Genomic DNA, 22,098 nt, shown 5'->3' with positions numbered 1-22,098 from the left:
TGGGCCCTCACCGGTCAGTCGTCCTGCTGGTGGCGCTCCACCAGCTGAACCATTGCATCCAGCGTGTTCAGATTGTCCGGCACAAGATCCTCCACCGAGATGTGGATGTCGAAGGAATCATTGAGCTCGCTGACCAGAGAAATGATGTCCAGCGAGTCCAGCGTGCCGGCATCGATCAGGTCTTTTTCGGTCTCCGCATCCAGATCGGGGCGCAGATCTTCCAGGATCTCCTTGATCTCGTCTCTCAGCATTGTTTTCCTTCCTTTCACATGTCTGCCGCCCGCCGCTGCATGGCGGTGCGGTCCAGTTTTCCGTTTGCGTTGCAGGGCAGCGCGTCGCAGGGCACCAGCCGGGCCGGCACCATATAGCGGGGCAGTTCCCGCCGAAGCTCCACATACAGCTCCTTCATCGGGGCGCTTCCCTGATAGAAAAGCACCAGCCGCTGGCGGGGCGCGTCGTAGACACAGCAGCAGCGGTCCACGCCGGCGCATCTGCCGGCCCGGGCCTCGATCTCACCCAGCTCGATGCGGTGGCCCATATGTTTGATCTGATGGTCGGCGCGGCTGCAGAAGACCAGCCGGCCCTCGCCGTCCCGGCGGGCAAAATCGCCGGTGCGGTAAAAGCGCCGGCCCTCCCGCTCCACAAACGCGGCCGCGGTGCGCTCCGGGTCGTTCAGATATTCCCGGGCCAGCGTCGGGCCGCCCAGCCATATCTCCCCCTGCGCCTCCGGCTGTTCCACCAGCCCGCCGTCCGGGGCGTGCAGCTCCACTGTCACGCCCTTCAGCGGCCCGCCGATGGGCAGCGTATCCCCTGCGAACGCGGGCGGCAGCGTGCACCAGCACGCGATGCCCGCCGTTTCGGTGGGGCCGTAAAGATTGGTGAAAACGGTGCCGGGCAGAGCGGCCTGCCACTGGCGGAAATGCTCCACCGGGAAGACCTCGCCCACAAAAAACACCCGCTTGAGGCCTTTGGGCACATAGGCGGAAAAGGTGTCCATGCGGGTGATGATGCACAGCGCCGACGGCACCCAGGAGATGGTGTCGATCCCCAGCTCGTCCAGCCTGCGCATCAGCGCCAGCGGCTGCGAGAACAGGCCGGTGGGCAGAATGTGCAGTGTGGCACCGGTGCGGATGGCCGAATACAGCTCCTTGGCGGACGCATCAAAATAAAAAGGCGACTGATTGCCCCAGCAATCATCTTCGCCCAGACTGAACTGCTCCACGAAGGCCGTCTCGAACCGGTCCATCGCCCGGTGGGTCTTGACCACCCCTTTGGGCACACCGGTGGAGCCGGAGGTGAAAAGCACGCACATCGTCTGGTCCGGGGCGGTGTTCTTCCGCAGTTCTTCCAGAAGAAGAGCGTCCTCCGGCTGCCCGGTCAGCTCTTCCCAGATCAGCACCCGGCTGCACAGCCGGGTCAGCGCGTCGCAGCGCTCCAGCTGGCTGCGGGTGCAGATCACCGGCGGCTGCTCCAGCGCAGCGCAGATGTCCGCAAGGCGGGCCGTGGGGCCGGAGATGTCCAGCGGCACATAGGCCGCGCCCGCATAGAGCACGGAAAACATTGCCTGCACCGTCTGCACGCTGCGCTCCGCCGCCACCAGCACCGTGCGTCCGCTTACGCCGGCGCGCGCCAACGCCGTGCCCGCCCGGCGGGCGGTCTGGCGCAGCGCCTCATAGGTGCATGCGTTTTCGCCGTTTTCGGTGAGTGCCGTTTTCTGCCCCAGCCGCCGGGCGGTGCGCTCCAGATCGTCAATCAGGTTGCATTCCATTGCTCATTCCTCCGCATACGGCGGCGTCTGCCGGTCCTTTTGGGCAAACCAGCGCCGGGCCTCGTCGGCCCAGGCCATCACGGCGGCCCGAAGCTGATCGGTGTTTTCAAAGCGGTGGCTTTCGGATATGTAGTCCAGCAGTTCCACCGTGACCTTTTGGCCGTAGAGCTGGCCGTCAAAATCCGGGATGAAGGTCTCGCAGGTGATGCTGCTGGCGTCGTCGTTCACGGTGGGGCGGCTGCCCAGGCCCGTGACGGAGGGCAGCCAGTGTTCGTCCAGCTGTACCCGGCTCACATAGACCCCCAGCTTCGGCAGCTGAAAGCCCGCCGGGTAGACCTGGTTGATGGTGGGCATGCCCAGGGTATGGCCCAGGCCCTTGCCGTGGCGCACCTCAAAGTCGATGGAGTAGGGCCGGCCCAGCATGGCGGCGGCCTCCTCCAACTCCCCCGCCGCCAGGGCGGCGCGGATGCGGGTGGCGCTGACCGTCTCGCCTTTATAAAGGGCCATGGGCACCACTTCCACCCGGATGCCCAGAGGGGCGCAGAGGGCGCGCAGCACCTGCACGTTGCCGGCGGCCTTTTTGCCGAAGGTGAAGTTGTCGCCGCAGAAGACGGCCTTTGCGTTGTAAAGCCCGGCCAGCACGTCGGTGACGAAGGCCTCGGGCGACAGGTCACAGAATTCTTCGAAGGGGGGCTCAAAGAAGTGGTCCGCCCCCAGCTGACCGATCTGGAAGTGCTTTTCCTCGTCGGTGATGAGCCGGCCGCCCTTCATGGTGTGACCGGCGGGCAGGCTGAAGGTGAACACCGCGGCCTCCAGCCCTTCGGCGCGGGCGCAGTCCACCGCGGCGGAGATGACCGCCCGGTGCCCGATGTGCACCCCGTCAAAAAAGCCCAGGGCCACCGCGCTGCCCCGCCCCAAGGCGTCGGGCGGCAGGGCCGTGAGCCGATGGTAGATCTGCAAGGCGTTTCACGCCCTTTCCACAAACAGTTTTTCGGCGCGCAGGGTGCCGTCCTTCGTTTCGCCCAGGCCCAGGAAAGCCTCGTCGGCGTAGAGCCGCCAGCGGCCCTCGGCCAGGTCTTCCCGGCGCACCGGGGCGCCGTTGAGCAGGCGGGCGGTCTCCTTTTCGCTCACCCGGGCGGCGGGCAGGTGGGTGAACACCGTGTCCACCCCCAGCAGCAGCTTTTCCAGCTCGCCCGCTTCCTTCGCCGCCTGGATTGTCTCCAGGGTGACGCAGCCCTCCAGGGTGAACACGCCCGCACGGGTGCGCCGCAGCGCCGCGAGGCACGCCGGGCAGCCCAGCGCCACGCCCAGGTCTTCCACCAGGGTGCGCACATAGGTGCCTTTGCTGCACTCGATGTCGATGACAAAGCGGTCGGCAGCGGTCTGCTCCACCAGCTCCAGCCGGTAGAAGGTGACGGGCCGGGCCGCCCGCTCCACCGTTTTGCCCTGACGGGCCAGCTTGTAGAGGGGCACGCCGCCGATCTTCACCGCCGAATACATAGGCGGGGTCTGCATCTGGGGGCCCACAAAAGCCGCCAGCGCTTTTTCCACCGCCGCCGCGTCGGGGAGGTTCTCCCCCGTTGCCACCGGCGTGCCGGTGACGTCGCCGGTGTCGGTGGCGAGGCCGAAGCGCACCTCGGCCCGGTAGGCCTTGTCGTGGTTCGGCTGCAGGTCCACCGCCTTAGCGGCCATGCCCACGAACACCGGCAGCACGCCGGTGGCCATGGGGTCCAGGGTGCCGGAATGGCCCAGTTTGCGGGTGGCCAGCACGCCGCGGAGTTTCGCGATGACGTCAAAGCTGGTCCAGCCGGCGGGCTTGTCCACCGGCAGGATGCCGCACAGGGGGCTCATTCGTCCTCCCCGGCGCTCTCGGCGCAGCGGGCCAGCTCTTTTTCCACCTCGGCCAGCACGGCGGCCTTGGCGTTCTCCAGGTTGCCTTCCAGCTCGCAGCCGGCGGCCTGCTCGTGGCCGCCGCCGCCCAGCCGTTTCGCAATGGAGCAGGCGTCCACGCCCTTGACGGTGCGGATGCTCACCTTATAGCTGCCGGAGGGGTTCTGCCGCAGGGTGACGCCCACCCGCACGCCCTCGATCTTGCGGGGCAGGCCGGTGACGCCTTCCAGATCCTCCACCGAGACGCCGGAGGCCGCGATCTGCTCCCGCGTCATGGAGATGAGGGCGCACTGCTCGTCGAAGTAGTACTCCAGGTTTTCCAGGGCGGTGCGCTCGATGGCGATGCGCCCCTTGGACTTGCTCTCGAACAGGAGAGCGTTCAGCTCCTCCACCCGGGCGCCCGCTTCCATCAGCGCCGCCGCCACCTTGTGGGTGTGGGCGGTGGTGTTGCCGAAGAGGAAGCAGCCGGTGTCGGTGGAAAGGCCGGTGTAGAGGCAGTCGGCGATGACCGGGGTGATGGTCACCTGCATGGCCTCCAGAAGCTGGTAGATGATCTCGGCGGTGGCGGCGGCGGAGGCGTCCAGATACATGGCGTCGGCGTAGCCGCTGTTGGAACCGTGGTGATCGATGCAAAGATCCACCCGGTCGGAGTAGGGCCGCACGCCGTCGCCGAACAGCTGGATGCCCGCAACATCCACCGCAACGATGTAGCCCGGCTCGAACTGGCCGGTGAACTGCTCCGCCTGCATATAGGAATAGCGGGCGGGGATGGGGTCGGAGCACAGCAGCGCCGCGTTTTTGCCCAGGCTCTTCAGAGCGTGATACAGCGCCGCGGAAGAACCCACCGTGTCTCCGTCGGGATTTTTGTGGCACAGGATCAGCACGTTCTCCGCATGGAGCAGGCGGCTGATCAGGCTCAGCAATTCCAGAATCTCACTCATGATTACTCCTTGTTTTGCCGCTGCACGGCGGGGCCGTTCAGCCTTCCTCCTCTTTGTGAAGGCCGGCCAGCAGCTCGTTGATGTGGGCGGCATAGGCCGCGCCGTCGTCCCGCAGGAACACGAAGCGGGGCGCCTTGCGGATGTGCATACGGCGGGAAATCTCGGTGCGCACATGGCCGGCGGCGCGGTTGAGCGCCGTCACGGCCTGTTTCGCGGCCTCCTCGTTGCCCAGCACGCTGACGAACACCCGGGCCTGGTCCAGGTCCTGGGTGACGTCCAGCCGGGTGATGGTGAGCAGGCCCTCGGCAAGGCGGGGGTCCTTCATCTGACCCACGATGCCGATCAGCTCCCGCTTCATATCCTGGGCCAGACGGCCCTGATTCTTCGGATTGGGCATGGTGTCACCTCATTAGTCCCGATACTCTTCCAGGATGAACGCCTCGAAGATATCGCCCTCTTTGATGTCGGAGAACTTCTCCAGCGTGACGCCGCACTCGTAGCCCTGGGCCACTTCCTTAACGTCGTCCTTGAAGCGGCGCAGGCTGGCGATCTCGTCCTCGGTGACGACGATGCCGTCGCGCACAACGCGGATCTTGCTGGAGCGGGTGATCTTGCCCTCCAGCACGTAGCTGCCGGCCACCTGGCCCACGCTGCTGATCTTGTAGACCTGACGCACTTCCAGACGGCCCTGCTCCACCTCGCGGATCTTGGGGGCCAGCATGCCCTTCATGGCGTCGGTGACGTCGTTGATGGCGTCGTAGATGACGCGGTACATGCGCATCTCCACCTCGGCCTGGGCGGCCTCTTCCTTGGCCACGGGGTCGGGGCGCACGTTGAAGCCGATGATGATGGCGCCGGAAGCGGTGGCCAGCATCACGTCGGACTTGTTCACAGCGCCCACGCCGGTGTGGATGACCTTCACCCGCACCTCGTCGTTGCTGATCTTCTCCAGGCTCTGCTTCACGGCCTCGGCGCTGCCCTGCACGTCCGCCTTGACGATGATGTCCAGCTCCTTGCGCTCGCCCTCAGCGATCTGGCTGAACAGGTTATCCAGGGTGACCTTCTGGTAGGTGCTGAACTGGCGCTCCTTGGCCTCGGCGGCGCGCTTGTCGGCCAGCTCGCGGGCCAGCTTCTCGTCCGCAACCGCGTCGAACAGATCGCCCGCGGCGGGCACTTCGGTGAGGCCGGTGATCTCCACGGGGGTGGAGGGGCCGGCGGTCTCGATGAACTGGCCCTTGTCGTTCTTCATGGTGCGCACACGGCCCACGGCGGTGCCGGCGATGATGCAGTCGCCCTTGTGCAGGGTGCCGTTCTGCACCAGAATGGTGGCCACGGGGCCCTGGCCCTTGTCCAGCCGGGCCTCCACCACGGCGCCCTTGGCGCGGCGGTTGGGATTGGCCTTCAGCTCGCGCACTTCGGCCACCAGGTTGATGTTCTCCAAAAGGTCCGGGATGCCCGCGCCGGTGAGGGCGGAGACGGGCACGCAGATGACGTCGCCGCCCCACTGCTCGGGAACCAGCTCGTACTGGGTGAGCTGCTCCATGACCCGGTCGGGGTTGGCGGTGGGCTTATCCATCTTGTTGATGGCAACGATCACCGAGACCTGGGCGGCCTTGGCGTGGTTGATGGACTCAACGGTCTGGGGCATGATGCCGTCGTCGGCAGCCACCACCAGAACGGCGATGTCGGTCATGTTGGCGCCGCGGGCACGCATGCTGGTGAAGGCCTCGTGGCCCGGGGTGTCCAGGAAGGTGATGGGCTTGCCGCCGGCCACCACCTGGTAGGCGCCGATGTGCTGGGTGATGCCGCCGGCCTCGCCCGCGGTCACATGGGTCTTGCGGATGGCGTCCAGAATGGAGGTCTTGCCGTGGTCAACGTGGCCCATGACCACCACGACGGGGGGACGCTCCACCAGATCGGCGGCGTTGTCCTCTTCCACCTCGAACAGGCGCTCCTCGATGGTGACATGCACCTCTTTTTCCACCTTGGCGCCGAACTCCTCGGCCACGATGGCGGCGGTGTCGAAGTCCACCACTTCGCTGACGGAGGCCATCACGCCCAGACCCATCAGCTTCTTGATGACGTTGCTGGCGGTCTGCTTCAGACGGCTGGCCAGCTCGCCCACGGTGATCTCGTCGGGGATCTGCACCTTCAGCTGGGCCTTGCGGGCCTTCTCCAGCTGGATGCGCTGCAGGCGCTCGGCCTCGGTCTCCCGCTTCTTCTGGAAGGGCTGACGGCCGCGGTTCTTGTTGTTGGTGAATTTCTGCTTGTTGCCGGCGGGGGTGGGCTTGCGGCGGTTCTCCACGTTCTTGGTGCCCGCCAGCTCGGTGTACTTCTCGTTGAACTTGTCCAGGTTCACGTCCACGGTGCGGGTGTCCACCACCTTGGTCACTACCTCCCGCTTGGGCGCGGGGGCCGCGGTCTCGGGCTTTTTCTCCGCCTTGTGCCTGGGCCGGGGCATCTCCACCACGGTGCCATCGGCCTTCTTGAGAATCTCGCTCTCCTTGGGCTTGGGCTTCGGGGCGCTGTCCAGATAGGCAGACAGATCCGCCTCGGCGTTCTCCTGGGTCATGCGCTCGAAGAGGTAGTTCAGCTCCGCCTCGTCCAGATTGGCGCCCACCTTCTTGGGCTCGCCGCCCAGGTCGGCCAGGGTGTCGATGATCTGCTTGGCGGGTTTGTTCAGGTCTTTGGCGACCTCGCTCACTTTATATTTAATGATCATGCGTTGTCCTCCTTGTTCTGCTCGAGGCTGCGGCGGCACAAAACGGCCAGCTGCTCGTCGGTCACGGCGTAAACGCCCACCTTTTTCCAGGTGACGGCGCACAGGTCCGCCTGGGCGAGGGGCATCTGCAGGCAGGGGGCCAGGTCTTCGCAGTTCCGGCGCACCCGCTTGGCGGTGCCTTCGCTCACATCGCTGGCCAGCAGCACCAGATGGGCTTTGCCCCGGTACACGCTGTCCATCACGGCGTCGAAGCCCAGCACCAGCCTGCCCGCTTTTTTGCACAGCGACAGGGCAGAAAACAGTTTTTGATTATTCGTTTCCACTTTGGGCTCCTTCTATCTCCTGTTCGATCCGCTCGTAGACCTCGGGCGGGATCTGGGCCTCAAGCGCCCGCTCCAGGCGCTTGGCCTTGCGTGCCTTGGCCAGGCACTGGGCGCTGGGGCACAGGTAGGCGCCCCGGCCGGGCATCTTGCCCACACGGTCCAGGGCGATCTCGCCCTGGGGGCTGCGCACCACCCGCACCAGCTCTTTTTTCGGCTTCTGCTCGTTGCAGCCGGTGCAGCGGCGCAGCGGGATCTTTCGTTGTTGCACGGGGCAGCTTCCTTTCTTTTATAGTATGAACGGCAAAGAGGGGTTCAGTCCTCGGTGTCCTCGCCGTAGTAGCCGCTCTCGGGGCGGATGTCGATGTTGTAGCCGGTGAGCCGGGCGCACAGGCGGGCGTTCTGGCCCTTGTTGCCGATGGCCAGGCTCAGCTGATGGTCGGGCACGGTGACCTGGCAGGCCTTGCGCTCGCCCTCCAGAATTTCGACCTTCAGCACCTTGGCGGGGCTGAGGGCCGCGCCGATGAACTCGGTGATGTCCTCGCTCCAGCGCACCACGTCGATCTTCTCGCCGTGCAGCTGCTCCACGATCTGGTTGACCCGGGCGCCGTGGGCGCCGATGCAGGCGCCCACCGGGTCCACGTTCTCGTCCTTGGACCAGACGGCCATCTTGGTGCGCACGCCGGCCTCGCGGCTGATGGCGCGAATTTCCACGGTGCCGTCAAAAATTTCGGGCACTTCCATCTCGAACATCCGCTTGACCAGCTGCTCGCTGGTGCGGCTGATGATGATGCGGGGGCCGCGCTCGGTGACCAGCACGTCCTTGACGTAGACCTGCACATGCTGGCCCTCGTAGAACTCCTCGCCGGGCACCTGCTCGGAGCGGGGCAGCACCGCCTCGCCCTTGCCCATATCCAGCACAACGATGCCCTTTTCGCCGTCGATGCGAACCACCTGGGCGGTGACGATCTCGTGGGCCTTGGACTGCATCTCGCTGTACAGCTGGCTGCGCTCGGCCTCGCGGATGCCCTGACGGATGACGTGCTTGGCGGTCTGGGCGGCGATGCGGCCGAACTCCTTGGTCTTGAGGGGGGTCACCACGCGCTGGCCCACCTGGTAGGTCTTGCGGATGGCGTGGGCCTGCTCCAGGCTCAGCTGGGTGTGGGGGTTCTCCACCTCTTCCACCACGTCCTGCACCAGGTTGACGGTGAAGCGGCCGTTCAGCGGGTCGATCTCCACCAGAACGTTCTCGTCCTCCACCTCGTAGTCCTTCTTGACGGCGATGACGATGGCTGCCTTGATTTTCTCGATCAGGTATTCGGGGGAGAGGCCCCGCTCCTTGCCAAGCATATTCAGGGCCTCAAAAAACTCTGCGTTCATTTTTTCTGTTTCCTCCAATTTTGACCGGCCGCGCTTTGGGCCGTAGAATTTTGAAAGGCGCGAAACGCGCCGGGATCAGAACAGGTCCTCGTCGTCGCAAAGCTTCACAAAGCTTGCGTCCGCGAGGGCGAAGGTGACGGGGCCGGCAGGGCCTTCCAGCGTGACGAGGCCGTCGGCAAAGGCCAGCAGCGTGCCCTCCACCTCCCGCGCGCCGTCCGCGTTCGGGCGGATGAGCCGGGCGGCGATTTTCTGGCCCACATAAGGCCCGAAGTGCTCCGGCCGGGTGAGCCGGCGGCCGAGGCCGGGGCTGCCCACTTCCATATAGTAGCTCTGGTCGATGGGGTCGGCGGCGTCGATCACCGGGTCGATGGCCCGGCTCACCGCTTCGCAGGTGTCGGTGTCCAGCGGGGTGTCCCGGTCGATGAAGATGCGCAGGAACCAGTCCGGCCCCTCCTTTTCAAAGCGCACGTCCCACAAGCGCAGGCCCATGCCCTCCACCACCGGACGCACCAGCTGTTCCACCGCGCGCACCGTGTTTTTGCCGCCGTTTCCTTTCGCCATGGCATAACCTCCCAAACATGCAAAGAGAGCGAGCCTTGCGGCTCACTCTCCAGTTAAACATTCTTACCTTGGCATTATACCACGCGGTTTTGGTTTTTGCAAGCCTTTGGCGGCGCGGTTTTGCCCTCTTTTTGCGGGTTTTGGGCCCTTTGGGCTCACAGCGCCCACTCGCCGTTCTCAAAAATGGTCACGGTGCGGCCGTCCTTGCACAGGCCGGTGATGGTCATGTCGGCGGAGCCCACCATCACGTCCTCGTGGATGGCGGAGTCGTTCACGCCCAAAGCCAGCAGCTCCTCCTTGCTCATGGTGTTGCCGCCCTTGACGGTGCCGGGGTAGCCCGCGCCGAAGGCGATGTGGCAGGCGGCGTTCTCGTCAAAGAGGGTGTTGTAGAACAGAACGCCGCTGCGGTTGATGGGGCTGGAGGCGGGCACCAGGGCAATTTCGCCGATGCGGGCCGCGCCCTCGTCGCTTTCCAGCAGCTGGGCCAGCAGCTCGTCGTTCTTTTCGGCAGAGTGGGCCACCACCTTGCCGTCCTTGAAGGTCACCGAGAAGCCCTCGATGAGCTGGCCGTTGTAAACGTAGGGCTTGGTGCCCTTCACAACGCCGTCCACATGCAGGCGGTGGGGCGCGGTGAACACCTCTTCGGTGGGGATGTTGGGGATGAAGGGGATGCCGCTCGCCGCAACGCTGGCCGCGCCCTCCCAGGTGTGGTCGTCGGCCAGGCCCACCACCAGGTCGGTGCCGCCCGCGCTGGTCATGTGGATGCTCTCCAGGTTCAAAGCGTTCAGCTTGTCCCGGTTGGCGGTCATGCGGGCGGTGTGCTCCTTCCAGACGGCCACGGGGTCGGAGTCCGCGTCGATGCGGCAGACCTCAAAAATCAGCTGCCACAGTTTTTCCACCGCGGCTTCTGCCTCCATGCCGGGGAACACCACGGTGGCCCAGGCGGGGCTGGGGATGGCCACCACGCACCACTGGATGAGGTCGTTCATGGTGTAGTTGCGCCAGGGCTCCAGGGCGGCGCGCCGGGCCAGGCTGACCCGGTTCAGCTTGCCCGCGTCCAGGCCCGCCAGCGCCTCGGGGTCGTCGGCGTGGATGTTCAGCACGCAGGCGCCGCCCTCGCTCTCCACATAGTCCAGATAGCTGCGCAGCACATGGGGCTTCACGTCGCAAAGGGTCTTTTCGCTGGCCTTGTCCATGCGGATGCGGGTGAGCTGCTCGTCGGAGTACTTCACCACCACGTCCGCCGCACCGGCGGCAAAGGCGGCCTCAGCGCAGGCCCGGGCAAAGAAAGCCGCCTCCACCGGGCTCTGGATGATGAGGGTCTGGCCGGGGTTCACGTTCACCCCCACCTTCACGATGAATTCGGCGTACTTTTTCATCAGGTTCTTGTCCATATCCTATCTCCTTTCCCCCGCCGCTGGCGGGAGGCAATGTGTTCAGTATGGGCGAAAAAGCGGTTCACCACACCAGCGACAGCAGGGTGGTCAATATGCCCGCCACACCGATGGCAACGCTGCTCATGGCGCCCTGCACCTGGCCCATCTCCATGGCCCGGCCGGTGCCGATGGCGTGGCTGGCGCTGCCGATGGCCACGCCCGCGGCCACCGGGTGCTCCTCCAGCCGGAAGAGCTTGACCAGCAGCGGCGCGAAGGCCGCGCCCACGATGCCGGTGAAGAGCACGCAGAGGGTGGTGACGGCGGGCACGCCGCCCCCCGCCTCGCTGAGGGCGATGGCGATGGGGGTGGTGACGCTGTGGGGCAGGACGCTGTCGGTGAGGGAGGCGTCCAGCGCCAGCAGGCGGCACAGCCCCGCAGCCACAAGGGCGTTGGCCAGCGCGCCGGCGGCGCAGCCCAGCACCACCGGCCAGAAGTTTTCTTTCAGCACCTGCCGCTGCCGCCAGACCGCAAGGCCCAGGGCCGCGGTGGCGGGCAACAGCAGCATCTCCAGGTAGTTTGCGCCTTCCCGGAACCACTCCAGCGGGATCTGAAAGGCGGACAGCACCGCCACTGCCAGGGCGATGGCCACCACCAGCGGGTGGACCAGCGGATGCTTTGCTTTGGCCGCCACCCAGAGGCCCGCCTGCCAGGTGAGGGCGCAGAGGGCGATGCCGAACACGGCGTTGTTACAGATCAGTTCCTTCATTGCGGCCTCCTTTTTGGATGCGCTGCACCAGCCGCACGGTGAGGGCGGCGGCGCCGAAGGTGAAAAAGCCGCTGACCATGCACACGGCCGCCAGGGCAAGACCGCTGGAAGCCAGCAGGTCGAGATGTTCCAGCAGGCCCACCCCCGCGGGCAGGAACAGGAAGGTGAGGTTCTTCTGCAAAAAGTCGCACAGGCCGGCCACCGAGCCCTCCTTCACAAGGCCGACGCCCAGAAGGCCCGCCAGCAGCAGGATGGCCAGCACGCTGGCCGGCAGGGTGAAGGGCAAAAGGCCGCTGACCACCGTGGCCCCAAGGCAGATGCCAAACAAAATGAGTATTTGCCGGATAACGTTCATTCTCTCTCCTCGTCTCACCGAAAACGGGGCCCGCCGCAACCGGCGGGCCCCGTCCGATCTCAGGGCTAAAGGGCCTTAAAACTCGATCTTCTTCTCGATGTAGGCCTTGACCTGGTCGATGGGCAGACGCACCTGCTCCATGGTGTCACGGTCGCGGATGGTCACGCAGCCGTCGCCGGCCTTCTCGCCGTCGCCGAAGGTGTCGAAGTCCACGGTGACGCACAGCGGGGTGCCGATCTCGTCCTGGCGGCGGTAGCGCTTGCCGATGGAGCCGGTCTCGTCGTAGTCCACCATGAAGTACTTGGCCAGCTCCTGCCAGATGGGCCGGGCCTGCTCGCCCAGCTTCTTGCTCAGGGGCAGCACCGCCGCCTTGTAGGGCGCCAGCGCCGGATGCAGGCGCAGCACAACGCGCTTGTCGTTCTTGGCTTCGTCCACGACCTCCTCGTCATAGGCCTCGCACAGGAAGGCCAGGGCCACACGGTCGGCGCCCAGGCTGGGCTCGATGACGTAGGGGATGTAGTGCTCGTTGGTCTCGGGGTCGAAGTACTCCAGGCTCTTGCCGCTGGCCTCCTGATGGCGGCCCAGGTCGTAGTCGGTGCGGTCGGCAATGCCCCACAGTTCGCCCCACTCGGTGAACGGGAAGGCGTACTCGATGTCGGTGGTGGCGCGGGAGTAGAAGGCCAGCTCAGCGGGGTCATGGTCACGCAGGCGGAGGTTCTCCTCCTTGATGCCCAGGCTCAGCAGCCAGTTCTTGCAGTAGTCCTTCCAGTAGGCGAACCACTCCAGGTCGGTGCCGGGCTTGCAGAAGAACTCGCACTCCATCTGCTCGAACTCGCGGGTGCGGAAGGTGAAGTTGCCCGGGGTGATCTCGTTGCGGAAGGCCTTGCCCACCTGGCACACGCCGAAGGGCAGCTTGCGGCGGGTGGTGCGCTGGATGTTGGCAAAGTTCACAAAGATGCCCTGGGCGGTCTCGGGCCGCAGGTAGCAGGTGGAGGAGGAGTCCTCGGTCACGCCGATGGCGGTCTTGAACATCAGGTTGAACTTGCGGATGGGGGTGAAGTCGTGCTTGCCGCACACCGGGCACACCACGTCCTCATGCTCGGCGATGAAGGCGTCCAGCTCTTCCTGGCTCATGGCGTCGGCGTTCACCTCGGGGTGAGCGTCCTCCACCAGCTTGTCCGCACGGTGACGGGCCTTGCAGCTCTTGCAGTCCAGCAGGGGGTCGGAGAAGCCCGCCACATGGCCGGTGGTCACCCAGGTCTGGGGGTTCATGATGATGGCGGCGTCCAGGCCCACATTGGTGGGGCTCTCCTGCACGAATTTCTTCAGCCACGCCTTTTTCACGTTGTTCTTGAACTCCACGCCCAGGGGGCCGTAGTCCCAGCTGTTGGCAAGGCCGCCGTAGATCTCGCTGCCGGCGAACACAAAGCCCCGGCTCTTGCACAGAGCCACGATGGTGTCGAAGTTCTTTTCACGATTGTTCATTGCGCATTTACTCCTTTTCTCCGCCGCTGGCTGCGGCGTGATGATTTGGGTCTTTTATCAGTGTAAGCCCGCCGGGGCCGTTCGTCAAGATAATTCGGGCGGGAGTTTGCCCGCAGAACAAAAAAGGCCGCCCGGAGGGCGGCACATTCGTTCTTTTGGGTCACGGCTTTGTCTGTTCAAGGCCCTTTCTCAGCATACGCAGGGTGATGGCCACGATCGCGGCCCAGATCGCTCCGCTGGAGGCAGCGGAGACCGGCAGCATCCCGTTGCCGTCCGTCGCCGTGCGCTCCACCATGATGAGGGTGTTCTGCAGCGTCAGCACCGCCACCAGCGCGTCGATGAAATTGACCGTGCGCAGTTCCGCCAGCAGGATGCTGCCCCGCACCGCCGTAAGCAGAAGATAGAATCCGGCGATGCTCTTGTGCCAGACCGAGCCGCAGCGTATCCCCAGATACCCGTTGTACGCCGCGAAGAGCGCCGTACACACGGAGGATGCGCCGGCGCTGAGCAGGGTGCGGAGGGCGTAGTCTTCCCACCAGGCCCGCAGCAGGCGCGCGGCCCGGCCGTCACTTCTCATGGACGCCGTCTTTGGGCCGCACGCAGGCTTCGATGATGCCGGCGACCATTTCCACATCGTCTTCGCAGTCCCGCCGCAGCCACTCCTTGATGATGGCGGCGATGCCCTCCACATAGTAAACTATGTAATAGGGGCGGTGGGCGGCCGGGATCTCGAACCGCTCCAGGATGGGGCCGAGGATGTGCTGTTTCAGTTCCCCGTAGCGGGCGTCCACCTGCATGCTGGCGGGGGCGCGGAAGGCCGCCCGGTAGACCTTTTTGTTGTCGCGGATAAAGCGCAGGTAGGGCAAAAGATACTCCCGGGTGACCAGCACCAGTTCTTCCCGTTTCCGGCGGTCCAGATCGCCCAGGACCTCTTCGCCCCGGCGGGGGAAGTAGAACTCAAAGCGCCGGTTGATCGTTTCCATGGTCTCGTTCACCAGGTCGGCGATGGTCTCATAGTGCAGATAGAAGGTGGAGCGGTTCACTCCCGCCCGGCGGCATATCTCCTTCACCGTGATATACTCCAGGTCCTTCTCCTCCAACAGCGCGATGAGCGCCTCGTCCATCCGCACGGCGGTGTTGAAATATTTGCTCTCGGACTTGTTCATCCTGCCGCCCTCCCCGCGGTCACTCCCCTGCTTCGCTGATCTCCCGGGCCAGCTGCATGATCTCAAAGGCATATTTTTCCTTGCCCGAGCGCAGGAGCTTTTTGTAGATGGGATAGTTGAGGCCCACACCCATGATGCCCGAAACGCCCAGGACGATGCCCGCCCCCGTCATCAGAACGCCGCCGTTTCCGATCACCTGCATGGACAGGCACATGCCCACCCCCAGGACCAGGGTCATCAAAAGGCCGAAGCCGTAGGCGAAGATGTTGGCCGGGGCTTTGGCCCGGCGGTCCAGCTTGCGCAGGGCGACGACTTTGGAGGTGTCTTTGGGCGCGTACTCGTTGGCAATGGCTTCTGCAAAGATTTTGTCGGTATTCATTTTAGGTTTCTCCTCTGTGATGTGGTTTCGCAGCTGCTGATACCATCATAGAGGATGCGGGGCAAAAAAGGAACGACACCCTTCGCCCGTTGTGACGATTTAAGCCGGAGCCCCCGCGAAAATTTGCGAAGCAAAATTTCGCGGGGAAAAGGAGCCGCAGCGGAGTGAGCGCGCCGGTGACTTTTTGCAAAAAAAGTCGCCGCAAGCGATATGCCGCTCGTGGCCGCCCCCTGGGGCGGCCGGGGCCCCCGCGGAAATTTGCGAAGCAAAGTTTCGCGGGGAGAAGGAGGAGCAAGGGAGCGGGCGGATGACGCTTTTTTGCAAAAAAGCGTCGGAGCAAAGCGAACTTTGCTCCGACGCGGTGGTGCCTCCGATCGGAATCGAACCAATGACACGGGGATTTTCAGTCCCCTGCTCTACCAACTGAGCTACAGAGGCAAAAAAATGGAGCGGCTTACGAGGCTCGAACTCGCTACCTCCACCTTGGCAAGGTGGCGCTCTACCAGATGAGCTAAAGCCGCACATGGTCGGGATGACAGGATTTGAACCTGCGGCATCCTGCTCCCAAAGCAGGCGCGCTACCGAACTGCGCTACATCCCGTCTTTTGTCTATCTTTAAGGCCCATCGGGCCCAAAAGCACTGATAAAGAGGGCCGCAGCTCCCTTAGCGCAATTGTCGCGTGCTGCGCCGCACCGAAGGGCGGCTGGCCCGCTCTGTTGCGCGTCAAGGGCTCCGCCTCGCTTCATCCGCCACCGGCGGCGCTCGGCTTCGCCCACCGAACTGCGCTACATCCCGCTATGTTCGGGAAAAGGCTGGCGCCCGTATCCCAGAAGGGCACTTTCGCTATTATAACAGATTCGTCCCTCCGCGTCAATGCAGAGGGACGAATTTTTTTATTTTTCCTGCTGGGCCCGTTTTTCCTCGGCCTCTTCGGTGATGTCCTGGATCTCCGCCTGCCGCCGCTCCAGCTCCTGCTCCATCTGGGATTCCTCGGTCTTGATCTCCCAGTGGATGAGGAAGGTCAGCGCCGCCCGCAGCACGATGATGGCGGCCACCAGCCCGATCTCGGTGAACTCACGCACCACAACCGTGCGCAAAATCTCGCTGCCCAGCTTGAATTCCAGGCCCATGGCCATGCCCTTGGCCAGCTTGAGGCGGGTCAGGGGGTCACGGCGGATATAGTTCAGAATGCCCTGCAGCGCCGCCACAACGATGACGCCCACGCCGATGAACTCCAGCAGCACCACCGACAGGTTCACCAGAGTCACCAGGCCCTCGTGGAGCTGCTCATAGAGCGTGCTGAAAAACATCGGGTCGGCGTTCGTCACCCCTTCCGGGATCGGGGTCGCCATCGGAGCCATGCCCGCCATCAGTTCCATGTTCTCTCCTCCTCGCGCCCGCAGGCCGCAACGCCGGGCGCTTTCGTTTTGTAATATAATAAGTATATCAGATGTTCTGCCGTTTGCATAGGCCCCGCACGCGCGCAAAAAGGCTCCGCCGCGGTCGGCGGAGCCTTTTTCTTTCAGGGTCAGCGGTACATGCCGTTGGCCTGCATATAATCCGCGATCTGCTTGCCGTGGTGCTGCTCCTGCTGCTGGATGCCGCTGAGCACCTGGCGGCTCTTCTCGTCGCAGAACTCGAACACAGAGGTGTTGTACACCGCTGCCACGTACTTCTCGGTGGCCAGCAGGTCCGCCAGAAGGTAGGCGTCCTGCTTTTTGCCCGCGCGGGTGGCGGTGGAGCGGGGCGGCGTCTGCTCCTTCGCCGCCTTGGGCTGGGTCGACGCCGGGGCGGGCACCTTGCCCGCCAGCATGTCGGTCACGGCGTCGTAGTGGTTCTGTTCCGCCTTGGCGATCTGGCCCAGCATGGTCTTGAGGGCCGGGTCGCAGGCGGCCTCGGCGGCTTTGGCGTACTTCTCGGCGCACAGCTTTTCCTCGTTCTGCAGGTCTTTCAAAAGGCTCTGTTCCTTCTTGGTCATAGGCATAGCGTTTTCTCTCCTTTTTTCGCGTTTTGCGCGGTATGGTGTCAGTGTTCCCCAAAAACCGCCCGCTATGCAAAAAAAATCCCCGGCAGCCCGAAAGGGGCCGCCGGGGCGGTGAGGTATGTATGGGTTCAGTCCTCCATCCAGTCCTTGGCGCGGCGCACGGCTTTGTGCCAGCCGGCCACCAGCTTTTGCCGCTTTTCCTCGTCCATGGCGGGCTCGTAGAGCTTATCCAGCGTCCACTGGCGGCGGATGTCGTCCAGGCTGGACCACACACCGGTGGCCAGGCCCGCCAGATAGGCCGCGCCCAGGGCGGTGGTCTCCCGGATCATGGGCCGGCGGATGGTGCGGGACACAATGTCCGCCTGGAACTGCATCAGATAGTTGTTGGCGGAGGCGCCGCCGTCCACCCGCAGCTCCCGCAGCTGGATGCCGGTGTCCTGCTCCATGGCCCACAGCACGTCGGCGGTCTGGTAGGCGATGGACTCCAGGCTGGCCCGGATGATGTGGTTGCGCCCCGCGCCCCGGGTCAGGCCCAGAATGGCGCCCCGGGCGTACATGTCCCAGTGGGGCGCGCCCAGCCCGGTGAAGGCGGGCACCACATAAACGCCGGCCGAATCCTTCACCTTGTTGGCGAAGTACTCGGTGTCCGACGCCTCGGTGATGAGGTGAAGCTCATCCCGCAGCCACTGGATGACAGCGCCGCCCACGAACACGCTGCCCTCCAGGGCGTACTGCACCTTGCCCTCCCGGCCCACGGCGATGGTGGTGAGCAGGCCGTTCTTGCTCTGGTACATCCGCTCGCCGGTGTTCATCAAAAGGAAGCAGCCGGTACCGTAGGTGTTTTTCGCCTCGCCCGGCTCAAAGCAGGTCTGGCCGAAGAGGGCGGCCTGCTGGTCGCCGGCGATGCCCGCGATGGGCACCTCCACCCCCTGGATGTTCACATGGCCGTAGACCTCGCTGCAGCTTTTCACCTGGGGCAGCATATTCATGGGGATGCCCAGCCTCTTGCAGATGGCCTCGTCCCAGCACAGGTCCTTGATGTTATAGAGCATGGTGCGGCTGGCGTTGGTGTAGTCGGTCACATGCACCTTGCCGCCGGTGAGCTTCCAGATGAGCCAGGTGTCCACGGTGCCGAAAAGCAGCTTGCCCGCCTCGGCCTTTTCCCGCGCGCCGGGCACGTTTTCCAAAATCCACTGGATTTTCGTGGCGGAGAAGTAGGCGTCCACCAAAAGGCCGGTGTGCTCTTTCACATAGGCGGTGAACTCTGCGTCCTCCTTGAGCGTTTCGCACAAAGCGGCGGTGCGCCGGCACTGCCACACGATGGCGTTGTAGACCGGGCGGCCGGTGTCCTTGTCCCAGACGATGGCGGTCTCACGCTGGTTGGTGATGCCGATGCCGGCGATTTCCCGCACGTCCACCCCGCTCTGGGCCAGCACCTCCATCAGCACGCCGTACTGGCTGGAGTAAATTTCCATGGGGTCGTGCTCCACCCAGCCGGGTTTGGGGTAATGCTGGGTGAATTCCTTCTGGGCCAGCTGCACGATGTTCTGGTGGTCGTCGAAGAGGATGCAGCGGCTGCTGGTGGTGCCCTGGTCCAGGGCGATCACATACTTTTTCACGGCGTGGCGCCTCCTTTTTATCTGCTCTCCGCCGGGCCCGCGCCCGCCGGGCTTCGTCTCACATTTCCCAAACCGCCGGGCAGGTGGTGGACACCGCCGCCGCCCCTGCCCGCATGGCGGCGATGACCTCGTCCTTATATTTAATGAGGCCGCCGGCGATCACCGGCGTGGCGGTGGACTGGGTGATCTCGGTGATGACCCGGGGCATGATGCCCGGCAAAATTTCGATGAAGTCCGGCTTGCCCACCGAAAGCTGCGCCGGCAGGTTGGACAGGGCCAGCGAGTCCAGAATAAAGGCCCTCTGCACCGTGATGAGGCCCAGGTGCCGCGCCCGGCGCACCAGGGCCGGCCGGGTGGAGATGACACCGTCCGGCGCGCACATGCGGGTGAGGCCGTCCACCGCCACCTCCCGCTGGCTCAACCCGTCCAGAAGGTCGATGTGCACGATGGCCAGCTTGCCCGCCGCCCGCACCCGGCCCACCAGCTCGGCGACGTTCACCACCGAGCCGAACAGCAGAAACACCACCTCGCACTCGCTTTCCAGCGCCGCGGCAAGGCCCGCTTCGTCCTTCACCGCGGCGATGACCGGGCAGTCCAGCATGCGGCGTTTTTTCGTCTGGGTGTTATCGAGTTCCATTCCTTGCTTCCCCCTGTTACCCCTCAAGATTGATAAAAAATAAACATCTTACAAAGAAAGCGGGACGAACCCCGTTCGCCCCGCTCGTTACTCATTGGACATGATTTATTATGGCAGGATGCGCACCAAAAGTAAAGTACCAAGGTTAAAAACCGTCTTTTTCGACAAACTCACGCCGCCGTTTTTTATGTTTTGAATAAACGTTTTTAATTCTTTGTGAATTTTTTGTTTTTTATTGACGCAATATACTTTTGTGTGGTAGCATAAAACTAACGGATATGCTCCAGAGTTTTGGAAGTGAGCGTAAGAGCAAGATTTCTTGCCCTTACGCTTTTTCCATTTTCAGAGCATAAATATGCAATGGTTTTGATCCGCGGAAAAACGATTGCTCAAGCACGTAAAGCTCATTGGTAAAAAGGAGGAGGATATCACATGTCAAATCAAACCAAGCGCGAAAACCCGTTTTCTTTAAAAACAACAACAGGTGCGCTGCGCCTTCTGGCTTTACTTCTTTGCGGCGTTTTCCTGTTCAATTTCTTGGCCGCTGTTATTTCTTCTGATTTTGGTCAAGTTAAAGTATCCAAGCTCAAAATTGATTCCCGTGGCGCTGAGCTTGATATTGATCAGTATATTCCTGCCGGCACTTCCGACGCGGACAAGCTTCCCTGCGTAATTCTTGCCCATGGTCGAGGCGCGACCAAAAATGTAATGCGCGGATTCGCAGAAGAGTTGTCTCGGCGCGGATTCATCGTTCTGAATGTGAACGCTTACGGTATGGGCTTGAGTGAGCAGCCGGTAAGCGACGACGGCGGGGCTGGCGCGGAAATTTTTGCCTTTGGCACCAGTCCCCACGGACTGATCGATGCACTAGAGTTTGTTCGAACGCTGAATTATGTAGATCCCACCCGAATCGCCATGCTTGGTCACTCTTTCGGCAGCGGCCGCAGCAGCACAGCAGCCGTTCTGGATTGCGGTTATTACACGCTGAATGACCGGCTCATCAATATGCTGGCTGATACTTTCCAGCAAAGCTTCACTGCGGAAGAGATCGCGCAGAATGCGGATCAATTGGCCCAGGAGCGCCTGACCGCAGAGCAACTGGCCCACTACCAGACTTTACGCAATCAGATTCAGCAGGAGTACGACACCCGCCTGAACACGTTGATCCTCACCGGCGCAACATCCGGTCCTGCACCTTCCACCGTGAGTGTGGCTGGGCATGAAGTTCCGCGTGAATGCCAAGTCAACATTACATACATCGCCGGCATGTACGACTCGCTGGGCGCAGGCTCCATGTGGAGCGCCGATGGTACCACTTCCATTCTTGGCGAACCCTTTAAGAAAATGGAAACGTGGTATTCTGTTAGCTGTGACGGCACAGAGTATGCCGAGCTGGGCACTTTGGGGCAGATTAGCGCCATGGATAATCCGGGGCTTGCAGACGCTTTTGCCAGCCGGGAAGCCCGTTTGGTTTGCTTCAATCCTGAGTCGCATTCCAAGCAATACTTCTCCAGTGCGTCCACAGCAGACGCTGTGCGCATCCTGCAGGAAGCCTTCCTCTTCAACAATGGCGAGCTCAAAGATCCCGCCACTCACCCCATTGCCGCCGATAACGCCGTGTGGTTCTTCCGGGCTCTGTGTAACTTTGTCGCCATGCTTTGCATGCTCGGTCTTATGTTCCCGCTGGTCAGCCTGCTGCTTCGCACCCGTTTCTTTGCTCCCTGCACGTTTGAGGCAACGCCATCTTCCGTCACCACCCAAAAGAGCAAGGCAATGTATTGGGTATTTGCAGCTGCGACGGTGGTCGTCACCATCATTTCGCTTTATCAGGCCAACAGCGGCGGCCCCACTTGGGCAAATCCCTTTGGTCTTAAGCTTCCCGCAATTTTCACTTTGGTAAGCACCAGCGCCATCGCTTTCTGGTTTGTAGTATGGCTTGCCGTCTGCGCCGCCGGGCTGCTGGCGATCAAAGTTCTCCTGAACAAAAAAGCTACTGGCGAATTTGGTTTGAAAGTCCTTCATGTCACCGGTAAACTCTCTGTTATCTTGAAAACCATTTTGATGGCGCTGATCTATCTTGTGTTTGCCAATGCCCTGCTCAACGCCATCGAACAGCTGTTCAATCAGGACTTCCGCTTCTGGCAAACTATGTTTGCCGAAATGAAAGCCGAACACTGGCTGGTCGCTCTGCCTTACTTTGTAGTATTTTTGGCACTCTATGTTATTCTTGGTGTGGCAGTCAATTATGGTGCCAACGATGTGTTTAACGGCAAGAAAGAAATGGCTGTTACCGTAATCGTTAACTCGCTGGGTGTCTGGGCCTTGTGCCTGTTCTGTTATGTGATGTGGTTTGTCAACTGGACCGGAGCAGCCATCAGCGACTTTACCTTGTCTTACTCCATGTTGCTGTTCGTGCCTCTCACCGTTTACATCGCACGCAAAATGTACCTAATGACACGCAGCGTGTGGCTTGGCGCAGCGATCAATGCAGTGTTGTTGTCGTGGACATTGGTCAGTTCCGCCGGCATCGCCGACGCATATTATGGTCAGAATATCATCTCTGTTATTTTCGGGGCATGATCAGCCGCACCGTCTGACTCTTCGAGAGACTCTCATTAGGGACTTGCGCTGCTGCCTGACTCTGTGCTATAATAATTTGAATTGATTTGGTCAAACCGCTTTTGAGTTAGAGAGCAAAGCGGGAACACAGTCGGGATCGTCGGCTGTGTTCCTCTTTGCTCTTTTTTT

At 62.8% G+C, this 22,098-nt stretch carries 23 protein-coding genes and 3 tRNA genes; 1 reads left to right on the top strand and 25 read right to left on the bottom strand.

Features of this window, described 5'->3' with window-relative positions; translation table 11 throughout:
• Positions 1-14: 14 nt before the first annotated feature.
• From ACMNAY_RS10550 to ACMNAY_RS10430, 25 genes are all read right to left on the bottom strand, one after another.
• Entirely contained in the window at positions 15-251 is a 237-nt protein-coding gene (locus ACMNAY_RS10550) for an acyl carrier protein (protein ID WP_418719351.1), read from the bottom strand.
• Between the two features lie 14 nt (positions 252-265).
• Complete coding sequence (locus ACMNAY_RS10545) at positions 266-1,768, bottom strand: amino acid adenylation domain-containing protein (RefSeq protein WP_418719350.1); 1,503 nt, start codon at positions 1,766-1,768, stop codon at positions 266-268.
• 3 nt (positions 1,769-1,771) lie between these two features.
• Positions 1,772-2,728 (bottom strand): riboflavin biosynthesis protein RibF, encoded by a 957-nt coding sequence (gene ribF, locus ACMNAY_RS10540; RefSeq protein ID WP_418719349.1) that lies wholly within the window; start codon positions 2,726-2,728, stop codon positions 1,772-1,774.
• Between the two features lie 6 nt (positions 2,729-2,734).
• Positions 2,735-3,619: a tRNA pseudouridine(55) synthase TruB gene (gene truB / locus ACMNAY_RS10535; RefSeq protein WP_418719348.1), complete on the bottom strand. Its 885-nt coding sequence runs from the start codon at positions 3,617-3,619 to the stop codon at positions 2,735-2,737.
• Positions 3,616-4,599, bottom strand: a complete 984-nt coding sequence (locus ACMNAY_RS10530; protein WP_418719347.1) for a DHH family phosphoesterase — start codon at positions 4,597-4,599, stop codon at positions 3,616-3,618. The genes truB and ACMNAY_RS10530 overlap by 4 nt, the downstream gene beginning before the upstream one ends.
• 37 nt (positions 4,600-4,636) lie before the next feature.
• A complete protein-coding gene (rbfA, locus tag ACMNAY_RS10525; protein WP_394966924.1) occupies positions 4,637-4,996 on the bottom strand; it encodes a 30S ribosome-binding factor RbfA in 360 nt (119 codons plus the stop codon).
• 12 nt (positions 4,997-5,008) lie between these two features.
• Positions 5,009-7,321 (bottom strand): translation initiation factor IF-2, encoded by a 2,313-nt coding sequence (infB, locus tag ACMNAY_RS10520; RefSeq protein WP_418719346.1) that lies wholly within the window; start codon positions 7,319-7,321, stop codon positions 5,009-5,011.
• Positions 7,318-7,644 (bottom strand): L7Ae/L30e/S12e/Gadd45 family ribosomal protein, encoded by a 327-nt coding sequence (locus ACMNAY_RS10515; RefSeq protein ID WP_418719345.1) that lies wholly within the window; start codon positions 7,642-7,644, stop codon positions 7,318-7,320. The genes infB and ACMNAY_RS10515 overlap by 4 nt, the downstream gene beginning before the upstream one ends.
• Positions 7,631-7,912 carry an RNase P modulator RnpM gene (gene rnpM / locus ACMNAY_RS10510; RefSeq protein ID WP_394977615.1) on the bottom strand — a complete coding sequence of 94 codons (282 nt, stop codon included), beginning with the start codon at positions 7,910-7,912 and terminating at the stop codon, positions 7,631-7,633. Before rnpM ends, ACMNAY_RS10515 begins: the two co-directional genes overlap by 14 nt.
• 44 nt (positions 7,913-7,956) lie before the next feature.
• Positions 7,957-9,021, bottom strand: coding sequence for a transcription termination factor NusA (gene nusA / locus ACMNAY_RS10505; RefSeq protein ID WP_418719344.1), 1,065 nt, complete (start codon positions 9,019-9,021; stop codon positions 7,957-7,959).
• 75 nt (positions 9,022-9,096) lie between these two features.
• Positions 9,097-9,582 (bottom strand): ribosome maturation factor RimP, encoded by a 486-nt coding sequence (rimP, locus tag ACMNAY_RS10500; protein ID WP_418719343.1) that lies wholly within the window; start codon positions 9,580-9,582, stop codon positions 9,097-9,099.
• A 155-nt stretch (positions 9,583-9,737) separates the two neighbouring features.
• A complete protein-coding gene (locus ACMNAY_RS10495) occupies positions 9,738-10,976 on the bottom strand; it encodes an aminopeptidase (RefSeq protein ID WP_418719342.1) in 1,239 nt (412 codons plus the stop codon).
• A gap of 64 nt (positions 10,977-11,040) precedes the next feature.
• The gene (locus ACMNAY_RS10490; protein WP_418719341.1) at positions 11,041-11,724 is read right to left on the bottom strand and encodes an LrgB family protein; all 684 of its coding nucleotides are present in this window, start codon (positions 11,722-11,724) and stop codon (positions 11,041-11,043) included.
• Positions 11,705-12,079 carry a CidA/LrgA family protein gene (locus ACMNAY_RS10485; RefSeq protein WP_394968524.1) on the bottom strand — a complete coding sequence of 125 codons (375 nt, stop codon included), beginning with the start codon at positions 12,077-12,079 and terminating at the stop codon, positions 11,705-11,707. The genes ACMNAY_RS10490 and ACMNAY_RS10485 overlap by 20 nt, the downstream gene beginning before the upstream one ends.
• Before the next feature lie 75 nt (positions 12,080-12,154).
• On the bottom strand, positions 12,155-13,564 hold the full coding sequence (locus tag ACMNAY_RS10480; RefSeq protein WP_418719340.1) for a glycine--tRNA ligase: 1,410 nt from the start codon (positions 13,562-13,564) through the stop codon (positions 12,155-12,157).
• Between the two features lie 160 nt (positions 13,565-13,724).
• On the bottom strand, positions 13,725-14,141 hold the full coding sequence (locus ACMNAY_RS10475; RefSeq protein WP_418719339.1) for a hypothetical protein: 417 nt from the start codon (positions 14,139-14,141) through the stop codon (positions 13,725-13,727).
• Positions 14,131-14,730 carry a TetR/AcrR family transcriptional regulator gene (locus ACMNAY_RS10470; RefSeq protein ID WP_418719338.1) on the bottom strand — a complete coding sequence of 200 codons (600 nt, stop codon included), beginning with the start codon at positions 14,728-14,730 and terminating at the stop codon, positions 14,131-14,133. The genes ACMNAY_RS10475 and ACMNAY_RS10470 overlap by 11 nt, the downstream gene beginning before the upstream one ends.
• 19 nt (positions 14,731-14,749) lie before the next feature.
• Entirely contained in the window at positions 14,750-15,109 is a 360-nt protein-coding gene (locus ACMNAY_RS10465) for a dihydropteridine reductase (protein ID WP_418719337.1), read from the bottom strand.
• 362 nt (positions 15,110-15,471) lie between these two features.
• A tRNA-Phe gene (locus ACMNAY_RS10460) sits at positions 15,472-15,547 on the bottom strand.
• 7 nt (positions 15,548-15,554) lie between these two features.
• A tRNA-Gly gene (locus tag ACMNAY_RS10455) sits at positions 15,555-15,630 on the bottom strand.
• A 3-nt stretch (positions 15,631-15,633) separates the two neighbouring features.
• Positions 15,634-15,710, bottom strand: a tRNA-Pro gene (locus ACMNAY_RS10450).
• Between the two features lie 293 nt (positions 15,711-16,003).
• Positions 16,004-16,489, bottom strand: coding sequence for a DUF1622 domain-containing protein (locus ACMNAY_RS10445; RefSeq protein ID WP_394968529.1), 486 nt, complete (start codon positions 16,487-16,489; stop codon positions 16,004-16,006).
• 149 nt (positions 16,490-16,638) lie between these two features.
• Positions 16,639-17,094 (bottom strand): spore coat protein, encoded by a 456-nt coding sequence (locus tag ACMNAY_RS10440; RefSeq protein WP_418719336.1) that lies wholly within the window; start codon positions 17,092-17,094, stop codon positions 16,639-16,641.
• A gap of 128 nt (positions 17,095-17,222) precedes the next feature.
• Entirely contained in the window at positions 17,223-18,713 is a 1,491-nt protein-coding gene (gene glpK, locus ACMNAY_RS10435) for a glycerol kinase GlpK (RefSeq protein WP_418719335.1), read from the bottom strand.
• Positions 18,714-18,771: 58 nt separating this feature from the next.
• Positions 18,772-19,350, bottom strand: coding sequence for a glycerol-3-phosphate responsive antiterminator (locus ACMNAY_RS10430; RefSeq protein WP_418719334.1), 579 nt, complete (start codon positions 19,348-19,350; stop codon positions 18,772-18,774).
• Between the two features lie 432 nt (positions 19,351-19,782).
• Between ACMNAY_RS10430 and ACMNAY_RS10425 the strand changes: the two genes are divergently transcribed.
• Complete coding sequence (locus tag ACMNAY_RS10425; RefSeq protein ID WP_418719333.1) at positions 19,783-21,930, top strand: alpha/beta hydrolase; 2,148 nt, start codon at positions 19,783-19,785, stop codon at positions 21,928-21,930.
• Positions 21,931-22,098 lie beyond the last annotated feature (168 nt).

The sequence above is a fragment of the Candidatus Allofournierella merdipullorum genome, assembly GCF_048426865.1.
Classification (GTDB): Bacteria; Bacillota; Clostridia; order Oscillospirales; family Ruminococcaceae; genus Allofournierella_A; species Allofournierella_A merdipullorum.
The sequence above is the reverse complement of the archived record's forward strand: the minus strand, read 5'-3'. Positions and strand labels throughout refer to the sequence as shown.

Excerpts from the sequence above, each read along its gene's own strand:
- ACMNAY_RS10550 (WP_418719351.1), bottom strand. The coding sequence starts at position 251 with ATGCTGAGAGACGAGATCAAGGAGATCCTGGAAGATCTGCGCCCCGAT.
- ACMNAY_RS10545 (WP_418719350.1), bottom strand. The coding sequence starts at position 1,768 with ATGGAATGCAACCTGATTGACGATCTGGAGCGCACCGCCCGGCGGCTG.
- truB (WP_418719348.1), bottom strand. The coding sequence starts at position 3,619 with ATGAGCCCCCTGTGCGGCATCCTGCCGGTGGACAAGCCCGCCGGCTGG.
- ACMNAY_RS10530 (WP_418719347.1), bottom strand. The coding sequence starts at position 4,599 with ATGAGTGAGATTCTGGAATTGCTGAGCCTGATCAGCCGCCTGCTCCAT.
- rbfA (WP_394966924.1), bottom strand. The coding sequence starts at position 4,996 with ATGCCCAATCCGAAGAATCAGGGCCGTCTGGCCCAGGATATGAAGCGG.
- infB (WP_418719346.1), bottom strand. The coding sequence starts at position 7,321 with ATGATCATTAAATATAAAGTGAGCGAGGTCGCCAAAGACCTGAACAAA.
- nusA (WP_418719344.1), bottom strand. The coding sequence starts at position 9,021 with ATGAACGCAGAGTTTTTTGAGGCCCTGAATATGCTTGGCAAGGAGCGG.
- rimP (WP_418719343.1), bottom strand. The coding sequence starts at position 9,582 with ATGGCGAAAGGAAACGGCGGCAAAAACACGGTGCGCGCGGTGGAACAG.
- ACMNAY_RS10495 (WP_418719342.1), bottom strand. The coding sequence starts at position 10,976 with ATGGACAAGAACCTGATGAAAAAGTACGCCGAATTCATCGTGAAGGTG.
- ACMNAY_RS10490 (WP_418719341.1), bottom strand. The coding sequence starts at position 11,724 with ATGAAGGAACTGATCTGTAACAACGCCGTGTTCGGCATCGCCCTCTGC.
- ACMNAY_RS10485 (WP_394968524.1), bottom strand. The coding sequence starts at position 12,079 with ATGAACGTTATCCGGCAAATACTCATTTTGTTTGGCATCTGCCTTGGG.
- ACMNAY_RS10480 (WP_418719340.1), bottom strand. The coding sequence starts at position 13,564 with ATGAACAATCGTGAAAAGAACTTCGACACCATCGTGGCTCTGTGCAAG.
- ACMNAY_RS10475 (WP_418719339.1), bottom strand. The coding sequence starts at position 14,141 with ATGAGAAGTGACGGCCGGGCCGCGCGCCTGCTGCGGGCCTGGTGGGAA.
- ACMNAY_RS10470 (WP_418719338.1), bottom strand. The coding sequence starts at position 14,730 with ATGAACAAGTCCGAGAGCAAATATTTCAACACCGCCGTGCGGATGGAC.
- ACMNAY_RS10465 (WP_418719337.1), bottom strand. The coding sequence starts at position 15,109 with ATGAATACCGACAAAATCTTTGCAGAAGCCATTGCCAACGAGTACGCG.
- ACMNAY_RS10445 (WP_394968529.1), bottom strand. The coding sequence starts at position 16,489 with ATGGAACTGATGGCGGGCATGGCTCCGATGGCGACCCCGATCCCGGAA.
- ACMNAY_RS10440 (WP_418719336.1), bottom strand. The coding sequence starts at position 17,094 with ATGCCTATGACCAAGAAGGAACAGAGCCTTTTGAAAGACCTGCAGAAC.
- ACMNAY_RS10430 (WP_418719334.1), bottom strand. The coding sequence starts at position 19,350 with ATGGAACTCGATAACACCCAGACGAAAAAACGCCGCATGCTGGACTGC.
- ACMNAY_RS10425 (WP_418719333.1), top strand. The coding sequence starts at position 19,783 with ATGTCAAATCAAACCAAGCGCGAAAACCCGTTTTCTTTAAAAACAACA.